Source organism: Pseudomonas putida, from assembly GCF_016406145.1.
GTDB lineage: Bacteria > Pseudomonadota > Gammaproteobacteria > Pseudomonadales > Pseudomonadaceae > Aquipseudomonas > Aquipseudomonas putida_E.
The window spans coordinates 2,118,128-2,130,369 of record NZ_CP066306.1 but is presented as its reverse complement, the minus strand read 5'-3'; the positions used below and the strand labels follow the sequence as shown (position 1 = coordinate 2,130,369).

Below are 12,242 nucleotides of genomic sequence, written 5' to 3'. Positions count from 1 at the left end.
TACGCTAGCGCGCCACCGTCACGAAGCCGCTTCGACTGGTGTTCAACCGTACAGGTAGTTGATGTCCTTGTAGGCCAATGGCGGCACCTGCCCCAACAGGAAGTCGCGCATCTTGTGCATTTGCCGCGCCTTGGGGCTGGACTTGAGCCAGGTCATGTAATACCCGTCTCCGGTCGCCACTGCATGCTTGAACGGGGTGACCAGGCGCCCTGCGGTCAGGTCGGCACTGGCCAGCACCAGGTCGACCACGGAAATTCCCAGGCCCTGCTGGGCCGCAGAAATGCCCTGGTCAAGGGTGTCGAACACCTGGCCCTGATCGATGCTGATGTCCAGGGCATCCATGCGCGCCAGCCAGCGCCGCCAGTCGCGCCGGTCCGATGAAGGATGCAGCAGTTCACACTGGCGCAGGTCACCCAGTGCCGGCTGCTCATGCGCCATGTAGTCTGGGTGACACACCGGAATCAGCCATTCGTCGAACAGCTTGAAACTCTCGATGTCGGAGGCAAACCGTCCGTTGGACAAAAGAAAGGCGCAATCGTAGGGCTCGGAGTAAAAGTCCACCGTGTCGATGTCCATCCAGACGCTCGACAATTGTACGCTGCAGCTGTCATCGACTTTCTTGAAGGCATCCAGCGCCCGCAGCAACCAGCGGACCGTCAGCGTCGAGGGCGCCTTCAAGCGCAAGCCGTAGCGGTCCTGACGCAGCAGTGCACAGGCGTTCTCGATGATCTTGAAGCCCACCTTGAGCTCCTGGGCCAGCAGGCGCCCATGTTCAGTGAGGCTCAACTTGGGCCCACGTCGCTCGAACAGATTGCAGCCGAACAGGCCTTCGAGGGTCTTGATGTGGTGGCTGACGGCGCCTTGGGTCAGTGCCAGCTCTTCGGCCGCGCGGGTGAACGACCCGTAACGTGAGGCGACCTCGAAGGCACGCAGAGCGTGCAACGCCTGGATCCGTTCCGACATGATGCCCCCAAAGCATGAGTGAGACTAATAGTAGGTCATAGTACCACGCGTTTTACAACGTTAGGTACGCCTCAGAAAATGCAGGTAAACAACCAAGATAAGCCAATAACCTGCCTGCATGTGTCTTGAATTTTCTACTTATTAAACGCCTGGGGAAATCATGTTTACGGGTTATGGAAACTGCTATCGCCTGGACGCGCTAGAGCTGGCCGCTGAACATGTCCGGAACACGCAGCACTGGACGCACAAAACGATACAACATTTTCGCAACATCCTCGCCAACCCTGACTTTCCGTGCCTGTTCGGGCGCAAGGCAGTGGCCGGGGAATCCTGCCACATCCTGTTCGCCCGCGCCGAGCAGCTCGCCGATGACATCGCACAAGGGCTGGCCGAATACGTGCGCACCATAGCACCGGTGCCGGTCAAGCAACGCATTGGCAGCCCGCTGGTGGTGTTTCTCGAAACTGCCGCCGACAGCAGCCTGGCCGAACAGCAGGCACTGGCCTGGAAGGTGCTGCGCGGCGTCCATGCCCGTGACCCGCACCCATGGCCGCAAGCGATCCCGGCCGACCCACACGACAGTGGCTGGTCGTTCTGCTACGCCGGCATGGCGTTGTTCATCAACATGAACTTTCCCGGCCACCATCAAATGAAAAGTCGCAACCTGGGCAATCACATCACCTTCGTCATCAATCCGCGGGAAAACTTCGATGAAGTGGCCAATGCCGATACCGAGAGCGGCAAGCGCATCCGTGCACGCATCCGCGAACGCGTACAGCACTACAACGACGGCGTGATGCCCGACAGCCTGGGTTTCTTCGGCCAGGCCGACAACTTCGAATGGAAGCAATACCAACTGCAGGAAGCAGGCTCGCTCAACCCGTCGCGCTGCCCCTTTCATGCCCCCGTCCACGCAACACCAGACACCCAGATCGAGAACTGACCGTGAATACCGCACTGACCGCTACCTACGCCCTGACCGTACTGCTGCTGATCGCCACACCAGGCCCGGTCGTGGCATTGATCGTCAACACCGCCGCGGCCTCTGGTTCGCGCAAGGCCATGTTCACCGCCGTGGGCACCAACTGGGCTTCCCTGGTGCTGATCGGCGCCGCGGCCTGGATCATCCTCACCAGTGCAGCCATCGACAAGGCCTGGCTCAGCGGCATGAGCCTGCTCGGCTGCCTGTTCATCGGCTACATCGCCGTAGGCACCTTGCGCGAATACCTGCAGGCGCCGGCCTGCCAGGCACTGGCGCAAACGCCCAAAGCTGGGCGTGGCGGTTTGTGGCAAGGATTCATGGTCGGTATTTCCAACCCCAAAGACATCATCTTTTTCATTGCCTTCTTCCCACAGTTCATCCAGATCACCGAATCGTTCGGCAAAAGCATGATGGTGCTGTCCCTGCTGTGGGTAGCCATCGACTTCGCCGTGCTCAGCCTTTACATCTTTGCCATCGGCAAGATCGCCTCGCAGCGTAGCAATCGGATGATTTCACTGGCCTCGGGGGTTGCGCTGTTGCTGATCGCAGTCGGCGGCCTGGCCTACAACATCAAGGAGCTGGCGGGCTGACGCCTCGGTGCGAGACGCCACGCCGGACAACAAGGAGCGCCCATGACCCAGTCCAATACCGCAACATTAGGCCCGGGCTTGCCTGCGCCACTGTCGCTCGACTACCAGCGTTTCCTGCAACTGGGTAGCCGCCGTGCCCCGCACACCCTGCATGTGCACGAAAGCGGCTACCGTTCCGGCACCATCAACACCGATGCGCTCGGTTTGCGCTACAGCCATTGTGCCGGCAAGCGATTCTCGGCCGCCGAGTATGGCGGCACCGGCCGTGTCAACTTGCTCGTTGGCGGTTCGACCGCATTGGGGATCGGTGCCAGTTCCGATGAGAATACGGTGGCATCACACCTGTCGATGCTCACCGGAGAAGTGTGGTTGAGCTTGGCCGGCTGTGGGCTCAATGCCAGCCAGGAACTGCTGCTGTTTCTCACCCATCAGCATCGCTTCGGCGAAGTCGGCCACGTGGTGGTGCTCAGCGGCATCAACACCTTGGCCCACGAGGGCCTCGGCGAAATGCTAGGCGGCCCGCACGCTGCGCTGCATGCCAAGGCCTATCGGAACTACCTCAACAGTTTCAACGAAGGCGTGCTACCTGCCAGCCCGGCGCGCCGGGACTCGCTGTGGCAACGCCTTGGCCAGGCCCTGGCTCCGCGTCGGCAGCTGCCGCCCCCCGCCTGGCCATTGTCCGCCCCACAGAAACGCCTGGCACAGGCTGCCGACCGCATTGGCCGTACCTTGCGTCAATGGGAACGCTTGCTTGCCGACAGCCACGCCACCCTTACCTTCATTCTCCAACCGCTGCTGCCATGGTGCCGTGAAACGCTGCCTGCCGCAGAGCGAGCCATGCTGTCGGCATTGGAACAGCAACCGACCAACTTCGACCGACTGCTTGAAGGTGCCTTTGACAGTCAACTGCACATGGCCTTCTTCAGGCGCATCAAGAGCCAGGCAGACCCGGTGCCGTGTTACGACATGAACAGCATGCTGAGCAGCTCCCCTGTATTCGGGGCCGAGCTGTTCATTGATCGCTTGCACCTCAATGATTTGGGCAACAATGCGCTGGCCAAGGTGATCACCGCCAAACTGGGCCTTGCCCAGGAAAAAATTGCCCAACGCAAGGTCACACCGATCAAGCTCGTCTGACAAATGTGCGTTGCCCTTTCGGTCGGGCCTTCCGGTTGGCTAGAATAGGCCGTCGTTCCGATACGCCTGAGGCGCAAGTGTACTTGTCATGAACACCCGAGCCGTCCACCAGTACCTTTCTACTTATCCGGGCTGTGTTGCCAGTGAGGCCCGCCTGTGAGTGGTTTCGCCCGCGTGCCCGCACTCCTCATCTCGCTGATGCCGTTTGCCGCACAAGCGCTCGACGTGCGTATCGACCCGCATGCCGACCTGCTTTATCGCCAGGCCCTGCCATTGCTGGAGCAGGCCGATAACCCGGACGCTAACGGCAACACGCTGCGCACTGCCATTGGCGGCGATCCGGAACTCAAACGCCAAGGCCAGGCCATGGCCCGTACGCTTCCGACTGCGGTAGCCCTGCTTGAAAAGTCAGTGGAACTCGGCCATCCCGTGGCCCAATACCGTCTGGCACTGTACTACACGACCTACCTGCCAGCGGCGCAAATCCCTGATGCTGCATGCCCATTGCTCGAGGCCAGCCTCCAGCAGGGCTTTGCCCCGCCCGCTACGGCGATCGCCACCTGGTGCCCACCGTATAACGCCAGCCCCCGGTACCGCGAAGCACTCGAAGCGATCCCGGGCATGGCCACGCTGTATGCGCCCTACTACCCGCAACCGGCCACACGTCTGGCTTGCAGCCGCAGCCAGCCACAAGGGTTGGAAATGCAGTGGGGGCGCCAACGCGACTATCAGGCTGAGGTGTATCGGTTACTGGGCGACCTCGATCCGCAGCACCGCCGGGATTTGCTGCAAAAGGCGGTGGAAATTAATGGTTGCGTAGCTGCACAACGGCGGTTGACCAGCCAGCGTTGATCGTTGTTCTGGCCGTGGCAAACCAGCAAGATCGTTCAAGCAACCTGCCCCACCCTCTGGCATGCTGCGCTACCGAACAATAGTGTTGCAGCCATCATGCAAAGCAGTCCGCCTATCGCCCGCCAAGCTTTTCTGCACGGCGCCATCGCCATTCTTCCGTTATCACTGGCCGTTGCTCCTTGGGGCCTGCTTGCTGGCTCGATGGCCATCGAGGCCAACCTCAGTGCCTGGGAGGGTCAGGGCCTTTCGGCGATCGTGTTCGCTGGCGCCGCGCAACTGGTGGCGATCGGCATGCTCAAGGGCGGCGCCAACCTGCTATCGATTCTGCTGACCACACTGCTGCTCACCTCGCAGCATCTGCTTTACGGCTTGTCGATGCGCCCGGTGCTATCGAACCAGCCGCTGCGCTGGCGCCTGGGCCTGGGTTTCCTGTTGACCGATGAGTTCTTCGCGTTGACCAGCCACTATGACCAACAGCAATTCAACCGCTGGTACGCGCTGGGTGTCGGCCTGACCTTCTACGTGGCCTGGAACCTGTTCACCCTGGCCGGGATCGTGCTGGGCCAGAACATCCCGCATCTGGACCAGCTGGGTCTGGATTTTTCCATTGTCGCCACCTTCGTCGCCCTGATCGCCCCGCTCGTGCGCAACCTCGCCACGGTAGTGTGCGTGGCGGTGTCGCTGTTCTGTTCAGTCCTTTTCAGCTACTGGCACTGGGAAACCGCGCTGGTGGCCGCTGGCCTGCTGGGTATGGCTGCCGGCTTTATCTGCCAGAAATTTTCCGGAGGCCGCGTATGACCTGGTTACTGATCTTTGCCATGGGCGCCGTAGTGTTCCTCAATCGCTACGCTTTCCTGGAACCGCGCCTACCGCTGCGCCTGAGCTCCAATGCCCGGCAGTTTCTGGGCTTTGCCGTGCCGGGCATGCTCACCGCCATTTGCGGGCCTATCGTCTTCCTGCCCGGCCACCAGCTGGACCTGAGCCCGCTCAACCCCTACTTGCTGGGGGCTGTAGTGGCCATCGTCCTGGTGTTGTTGACCCGCAGTGTATTGCTGAGCATGCTGGTGAGCATGTTTATCTTCTTCCTGCTGCGCAGCTGGCTGACATGAGCACACCCCTGCGCGAACAGACCCACCTTTGGCAGGCGCCCGCGCTGGGCGATGTCGAGATGCTGCATGCGCGCTACATTCAGCAACGCTTCGCCCCACATGTTCACGAGGGTTACGTGTTCACCGTGATCGAGTCGGGTGCCCAGCGCTTCTGGCACCGCGGCAGCGAGCACCTGGCACCCGTGGGCAGCATGGTGCTGATCAACCCGGACGAACTGCATACCGGCGCTACAGCCCATGAGGCTGGCTGGCGCTACCGCGGGTTTTATCCGGAGCATGAACGGGTGACCGGCGTGCTCGACGAGCTGGAACTGGGCCGCCACGGCATGCCCTGCTTCAAGGACAGCGTGATCCAGGACCCGGCCCTGGCCATCGCCTTCAGCAAGCTGCATCGGCTGTCCGAAGCCAGCGCCAGTGCCCTGCAGCAACAGACCGCCTGGCGCCAGGCGGTTCTGGCCTTGGTACAACGACACGGCCAATGCGCTGAACCCGCGCCCCCTGGCCACGAACCACTGGCCGTAGCCCGCGCCCGCGAGCTGCTGGAGAGCCAACTGGCAGAACCGCCTTCGCTCGAAGCACTGGCAGGCGCGGTTAATCTATCGCCGTTCCATTTCGCCCGGGTGTTCCGCCAGGCCACCGGCCTGCCGCCGCATGCCTGGCTGAAGCAACGGCGCCTGGCCCGTGCCCGGGAAATGCTCAAGAGCGGCGTGACTGCAACCGGCGTGGCTTTCAACCTGGGCTTCGCTGACCAGAGCCACCTCAGCCGGCAATTCAAACAGGCCTATGGCGTGACCCCGGGCGCCTATCGCACCGCCTGCCTGCACGGGTAACTGCTGCTACACTGACAAGGCTGAATTGGAGGATCCTGCCATGTCCGAAAGAGAGCTCACCACCCTCATATCGTTGATGAACCAGCGCCAGGCCTGCCTGAGCAGTGCCTGCAAAGAGATCGCCGACTGGATCGACCGGCAGGGTGACGTGCCCGCCGCTGGCAAGATCCGTGCAAGTCTCAAGGCCCTGGAGGCCGACGAAGCCCAGGTCCGCAAGACCTTGACCTCGCTGACCCTGGAAAGGCCGCTGCCGCGTTTTCGCAGCTGAATGAAGTGGGGCCGCTTAGCGGCCCCGGATCAATCAGTGCTTCATGTGCATGTGGTCGTGCCCACCGCCCGTCTCGTCGTTGAGCGCCCGTACCGCTGCCTGCACTTCCAAGGTTTCCTTGCCACCCTTGGCATCTTCCACAGTCAGGGTCAGCGGGACTTTGTCGCCCTCCTTCACCTGCTGCGTCAAGCCCATCAGCATCACGTGATAGCCATTGGGGTCCAGGCTCACCGGCTTGCCGGCTGGCAGCTGCACGGCCTCGACCTGTTTCATGCCCATCACATCACCGTTCATGGTCATCTCATGCACTTGCACAGTCTTGGCCACAGGCGATGCTACCCCAATCAGCTTGCTGTCGCTGCTGGCAGTCAGGGTCATGAACGCACCGGTGGACTGCTGGTGCGGTACGCTTGCGCGTACCCAGGCATCACTGACGGTGGTCTGGGCCAAAGCCGGCAGCGCCAGGCCCAGCAGGGCAATAGCGGCCAGGCCGCGCTTGAACGGGTGCAGTGAAACAGCCATTAGCAGATCTCCATCAGGGTGACCAGGTCTTCGGCGCATTCCTTGGCGTTCAGGGAATGGCCCAGGCTCAGGCGCAGGGTGCCACGCGTATCGTAGACGTAGCTGGTGGACGAATGAGAGATGGTGTAGGTATCGCCGGCAGGGACCTTCTCGTAGAACACCTTGAACTCCTTGGCCACCTCGGCGATTTCCTCCGGGGTGCCAGTCAGGGCCATGAACGAGGGGTCGAAGGCCTTGACGTAGGCGTCGAGCACTTCGGGCGTGTCGCGCTCCGGGTCCAGGGTGATGAACACCACCTGGAACAGATCGCGGTCGCGGCCCCGGAGCTGCTTGCGGATTTGCGCCGCTCGCGCCAGGGTGGTCGGGCAGACTGCCGGGCACTGGGTGAACCCGAAGAAGATCATCGGCATGCTGCCGTAGAAGCTCGACAGGGTGACGTCATTGCCCTTGGTATCCTTGAGACGGAACTTACGCCCCAGGATTTCGTTGCTCATGTTCTTGCCGTACTTGAACTCAAGCCCTCGGGCCGGATTGCAGCCTGCCAGCAGGCCGAGCCCGAGAACGCCCATCCCGGCGACGACTGCGCGCCGGGTCAACAGATCATTCATGGAACCATCCTTTAAAGGGAAGGTGCCGACCCTCGGGACGGGCCGGCCGAAAAACCCGGGCATTCTGGCATGACACCCCGAGCGCTTCTACCCGACCAAGGCGGTGGTGGCCTGCAGCCCTTTAAACACGGGCTGCGGCCTGTTGTCGCAGGGGTTGAATCCGTAACAGTTTGTTGCTAAGAGCTTGTGGCCAGCCGTTCGCCGAACTACCGGTCAGTAGTACGCGTTTTCTTTCTGGGTGTGGTCAGTCACATCCCGCACGCCCTTGAGTTCTGGAATACGTTCGAGCAGGGTCCGCTCGATGCCGTCCTTCAGGGTTACGTCTGCCTGACCGCAGCCTTGGCAACCGCCACCGAACTGCAACACGGCAATGCCGTCGTCGACCACATCCACCAGGCTGACCTGGCCACCGTGGCTGGCCAGACCCGGGTTGATCTCGGTCTGCAGGTAGTAGTTGATACGCTCGTTGATCGGGCTGTCTTCGTTGACCATCGGCACTTTGGCGTTCGGCGCCTTGATGGTCAGCTGGCCGCCCATGCGGTCGGTGGCGTAGTCGACCAGCGCGTCTTCCAGAAACGGCACGCTGACGGCATCCAGGTAGGCAGTGAAGCTCTTCAGACCCACGGCGGTGTCGTCAGGCTTTTCTTCGCCCGGCTTGCAGTAGGCAATGCAGGTTTCGGCGTACTGGGTGCCCGGCTGGGTGATGAAAACGCGGATGCCGATGCCAGGCGTGTTCTGCTTGGAAAGCAGATCGGCCAGGTAATCATGGGCGGCGTCGGTAATGGTTATAGCGCTCATGGAAGTTCCTCACAGACTTGCGGCCAAGTGTACGCCAACCTGGCCTTCGAACAAAGTCCTAGCATTTGACTCGGGAAAGAGCAAACGCCGGCGTTTGCTCCCGCGGTGCCGCCAGCCACGCCTGCATCCGCCGGTACAGGCCCCGCTCCAGCCACTGGTAGCTGAACCACGACATTAGTCCAATGGACGGCACGCACAGAGCAAAGACCAGGTAGGGATTCAAGTGCAGGCGCTGGCTGGCGAACCAGCCCGCGTACAGTACCAGTACGTGGATCAGGTACACCGAGTACGAGCAGTCCCCCAATGCCTTGAGCACCCGGTTGCCCTGGAAGTACCGCTCAAGTGCTACAAACGCCAACACTATCAGTGCGCTGGGAAGGCCCCAATGCAACAAGCGCTGGGACGCGTCCAGGTGGTAGATCGCGTAGCACGCCACACCCAGCACCGCCAGCGGCAACCACAGCCCTTCGCGCACCAGGCCGCGGCGGTACAGCACACCGATGCCGATACCGAGCAAGAATTCGTAGATGATGCCGTTGTTGTAGAAGCGGCTGAGCACGCCAAGGCGGCCCAGCACTTCGCTGACCAGCACCAGCGCAGCGGTCACCAGCAACAACTGGTGGCGTTGCCGGACAAGGAATGCCAGGCCAAACAACAGGTAGAAGAACATCTCGAAGTTCAGCGTCCAGCCCACGTTCAAGGTCGGGTACAGGCCGTAGCCACCCGGGTTCTCTGCCGGAATAAACAGCATCGACAGCAACAGGTGATGCCAGGTGAATGCCTGGTGTGGCATCCATTGGCTGAAGGCCAGTAGCAGTAGCGCCATCAGCACGGTGTAGAACCAATAGGCAGGGATGATTCGTAACGCGCGGTTGAGCAGGAACCGACGCGGCTCCACGGGCTTGTCTCGGGTCGAAAGGTAGATCACCAGCCCGCTGATGACGAAGAAGATGTCGACGCCCACGGCGCCGCGGTCAGTGAGCAACTGGCCAACGGGGCCAGTGGCATGGAAGTCGAAAAAGATCTGCATGAAATGGTGGCAGACCACCACCCAGGCGGCGAACGCCCGCAGTGCCTGAAGCGAATACAGCATGGATCACCCTGCGATTGCCTTGGTGCATTGAGGCCACAGTGGGGCTGCCTGGCAGCCCCGGACCACCCAACCTCTCCGACCGCAGGTGTGCCGGAAAGGTCAGCGCAACCGATCAGAGGTTCTCGTAGCGGTTCATGTCCAGCACCCCGGCCTCCAACGGCTGGGTTTCCTTGATGAAGGTGTTCAGGTCATGGAAGTAACGCCAGAACTGCGGGTGGCTGCGGCGCACGCCCCAACGCATGACGATGCGCTCGAACTTGGCGGCATCGTCGCGCGCGTACTCCATGTCTTCGACGAACTCCGGCACATCCGCCGCCGGGATATTGAAGATGAAGTTCGGGTAACTGCTGAGCACCCCGGGGTACAAGGTCAGGGTATCGAGCCCCGGCTGGTAGCGCGCAGCCTCGCCCAGCAGGAACGCGACATTGCTGTGCGCACGGTTGCGCAGCAGGCTGTAGACCTGACGCTGGCCGCCCTGCCCTTCGATGCGCAACATTGTGGCTTCGGGTAATTGATTGATCACCTTTAGGCCTGCGGCCGGGCGAGATACCAGGCGGCTGAGCGACTGCTCGACGTTACGGAATTGTTCATTCATCTGCGGCCGCGAGCAATAGGCGCCCTGGCATCGGTTGATCGGATCAGGCGCTGCATTCAGGCTGCCGGTGCGCTGCAGCAGCTTGAGACCGAAGTCGCGCTTGGGATCGCGGGGGTCGAGCCTGATACCGCTTGGCGTGTCGCTGTCGATGTCTTCATAGTCGAGCCACATCTTCACCTTGCCACTGTTCTGGTACCAGTCGCTGAGAATTGCGCCACGCTGGTCCGCTGGCATCAGGCGCAGGAAGTTGACCTCGGCACCATTGCGGATCAGGTCGAAGTACAGCCGCGTCTGCAACTGGTGCGAGACATTGCCGAATACATCGAAATTGACCGCCAGCTGGTAATAGGTACGTTCGAGCAGCGGGTAGTCGAACAGCCACACAGTCAGTGGCACATCGCCGACCAGGCCCTTGGTCACCGCAGCGCTGTCGAAGTGGCGGAAGATGCTAAGCAGCGCATTGTCGTTGCCGGCCCACAGGGTCGACCAGCCCGGCGCCGGCATTTCGGCGTAGGCCTCACGACGCAACTTTTCATACTCGTTGCGCTTGTCACGGTAGGCATGCCACAGGCTGAGCACACTGCCCACGTCATCGATCTGGCCCGGCATGGCGAGCAACGGTGTGGCTTGGCCTCGGTACGCAGCATCGGTGACATAGCGGTCGTGCGCCGGCTCCTGGAACAGCGCCCAGAAGTTATCGCGAATCACATCGGTAGCGATCTGCCCACGGCATACCGGCCCGCGAATGAAGGTACGTACGAAGTACTCGGCGTTATCCAGCATGAACTGATAGCGCGCCACCGCCGGGATCGCCTCGAAGGTTTCGAACGGGTTGGCGCGGTGGCGCGGCCCATAGCCCGGCAGCGCGCTGGCGTGCCAGTCACCGGCATAGAACAGCTGCTTCACGCGCTTGAGCTTTTGCGGCCCCATCGGGTAAGTGATGTGGGTTTTATGCACGATCACACCCTGCACCGGAATCAATCGGTAATAGAAGTCGGTGCCCGGCGGGTCGTTAGGGCGGCGCGTGGCAATCAGATCGACTGGCCGGCCGCTGGGCGTGCGCGAACGTACCCACTGAAAGAAGTGGCCCTGCTCGCCGCCGACGAAATGGATGTGCGCCAGAAACAGGTGCTCGTAAAGCCAGCGCCCTACCAAGGCCTCCGTAGACCCCGGGCGATTGAGCAGTTCTTCCCATTCGGCGATCTGTTTTGCCTCGGCCGCGCTTGGTTGAATCGGCTCATACTCGACCGGCGCACCTGCAGCCAGCCAACCCTGCAGGGTCTGGTATTCCTTATCGGTCAGGCCGGTGACCGCCAGTGGCATCCCCTCTTTGGGGTGAGCGCCGGCATAGGCATCGAACTCATGGGGCAATGGGCACATGTTGTTGCGTTCAAGCCCCAAGACGATATCGTCAGGCAGCTTGGCGTTGGGGGTAAGCGGCGCCTTGTGCCCCAGCTCCAGCATGCGTGCCATCAATGCGGCCTGGCTGCCCTGGCCGTCGAGCACCGAATAGAAGCCCTTCTTGCGCCACTGCTCTTCGCTGTGCGCGTCGTAGAAAAGCCGCGTGGTCGGGACTGCCTTGCTCCTTTCACCCTGGTAGACCGGTATCTTGGTTGCACCACGCACAGCGCCTTCTGGGCTCTCCAGCTTCAGCTGACAGGCGGCGTCGTTGCAGGCGTGGCAGGCCACGCACTTCTCGGTGAAAATCGGTTGAATATCCCGCGTGTAGGAAATTACCGCGCTCGATTGGGGGGCTTGTGCGAGCGCGACGCTGCTGAGCAGCAGCGCGAAAGCGCCGACAAGAAAACGATGCACCATGTGCCGAAAGTCCTGGGTTCTAGTAAAGCCATCACGTTTGCCTGGTCGACCTTGGGTGCTTCACGGCGCAACATGAA

14 protein-coding genes are annotated in these 12,242 nt (G+C 61.6%); 8 read left to right on the top strand and 6 right to left on the bottom strand.

Annotated elements, in window-relative coordinates:
- Nucleotides 1–42 precede the first annotated feature (42 nt).
- A complete protein-coding gene (locus tag JET17_RS09700) occupies nucleotides 43–963 on the bottom strand; it encodes a LysR substrate-binding domain-containing protein (protein ID WP_012313798.1) in 921 nt (306 codons plus the stop codon).
- A 160-nt stretch (nucleotides 964–1,123) separates the two neighbouring features.
- On the opposite strand from JET17_RS09700, the gene JET17_RS09695 reads away from it, so the two are divergent.
- The 8 genes from JET17_RS09695 (at nucleotide 1,124) to JET17_RS09660 (ending at nucleotide 6,731) form a co-directional block, all read left to right on the top strand.
- Nucleotides 1,124–1,906, top strand: coding sequence for a YqcI/YcgG family protein (locus tag JET17_RS09695; protein ID WP_012313797.1), 783 nt, complete (start codon nucleotides 1,124–1,126; stop codon nucleotides 1,904–1,906).
- 2 nt (nucleotides 1,907–1,908) lie between these two features.
- Nucleotides 1,909–2,535: a LysE family translocator gene (locus tag JET17_RS09690; RefSeq protein WP_012313796.1), complete on the top strand. Its 627-nt coding sequence runs from the start codon at nucleotides 1,909–1,911 to the stop codon at nucleotides 2,533–2,535.
- A 42-nt stretch (nucleotides 2,536–2,577) separates the two neighbouring features.
- Nucleotides 2,578–3,672 carry a hypothetical protein gene (locus JET17_RS09685; protein ID WP_012313795.1) on the top strand — a complete coding sequence of 365 codons (1,095 nt, stop codon included), beginning with the start codon at nucleotides 2,578–2,580 and terminating at the stop codon, nucleotides 3,670–3,672.
- Nucleotides 3,673–3,870: 198 nt separating this feature from the next.
- Nucleotides 3,871–4,524 carry a sel1 repeat family protein gene (locus JET17_RS09680; RefSeq protein WP_420094549.1) on the top strand — a complete coding sequence of 218 codons (654 nt, stop codon included), beginning with the start codon at nucleotides 3,871–3,873 and terminating at the stop codon, nucleotides 4,522–4,524.
- A 96-nt stretch (nucleotides 4,525–4,620) separates the two neighbouring features.
- The gene (locus tag JET17_RS09675) at nucleotides 4,621–5,322 is read left to right on the top strand and encodes an AzlC family ABC transporter permease (protein WP_012313793.1); all 702 of its coding nucleotides are present in this window, start codon (nucleotides 4,621–4,623) and stop codon (nucleotides 5,320–5,322) included.
- Entirely contained in the window at nucleotides 5,319–5,633 is a 315-nt protein-coding gene (locus tag JET17_RS09670) for an AzlD domain-containing protein (protein WP_012313792.1), read from the top strand. Before JET17_RS09675 ends, JET17_RS09670 begins: the two co-directional genes overlap by 4 nt.
- Nucleotides 5,630–6,463: an AraC family transcriptional regulator gene (locus JET17_RS09665; protein ID WP_012313791.1), complete on the top strand. Its 834-nt coding sequence runs from the start codon at nucleotides 5,630–5,632 to the stop codon at nucleotides 6,461–6,463. Before JET17_RS09670 ends, JET17_RS09665 begins: the two co-directional genes overlap by 4 nt.
- Nucleotides 6,464–6,503: 40 nt before the next feature.
- Nucleotides 6,504–6,731, top strand: coding sequence for a hypothetical protein (locus JET17_RS09660; protein WP_012313790.1), 228 nt, complete (start codon nucleotides 6,504–6,506; stop codon nucleotides 6,729–6,731).
- Nucleotides 6,732–6,764: 33 nt separating this feature from the next.
- Here the strand turns inward: JET17_RS09660 and JET17_RS09655 are convergent, their stop codons facing one another.
- The 5 genes from JET17_RS09655 to JET17_RS09635 all read right to left on the bottom strand — a co-directional run bounded on the left by JET17_RS09655 (nucleotide 6,765) and on the right by JET17_RS09635 (nucleotide 12,165).
- On the bottom strand, nucleotides 6,765–7,253 hold the full coding sequence (locus tag JET17_RS09655) for a copper chaperone PCu(A)C (RefSeq protein WP_012313789.1): 489 nt from the start codon (nucleotides 7,251–7,253) through the stop codon (nucleotides 6,765–6,767).
- Nucleotides 7,253–7,861: an SCO family protein gene (locus JET17_RS09650; RefSeq protein WP_012313788.1), complete on the bottom strand. Its 609-nt coding sequence runs from the start codon at nucleotides 7,859–7,861 to the stop codon at nucleotides 7,253–7,255. Before JET17_RS09650 ends, JET17_RS09655 begins: the two co-directional genes overlap by 1 nt.
- A 213-nt stretch (nucleotides 7,862–8,074) precedes the next feature.
- Entirely contained in the window at nucleotides 8,075–8,659 is a 585-nt protein-coding gene (gene nfuA, locus JET17_RS09645) for a Fe-S biogenesis protein NfuA (RefSeq protein WP_012313787.1), read from the bottom strand.
- 58 nt (nucleotides 8,660–8,717) lie between these two features.
- Entirely contained in the window at nucleotides 8,718–9,752 is a 1,035-nt protein-coding gene (locus tag JET17_RS09640) for an acyltransferase family protein (protein ID WP_012313786.1), read from the bottom strand.
- Nucleotides 9,753–9,864: 112 nt separating this feature from the next.
- Nucleotides 9,865–12,165, bottom strand: a complete 2,301-nt coding sequence (locus tag JET17_RS09635; protein ID WP_012313785.1) for a fatty acid cis/trans isomerase — start codon at nucleotides 12,163–12,165, stop codon at nucleotides 9,865–9,867.
- Between the last annotated feature and the right edge of the window lie 77 nt (nucleotides 12,166–12,242).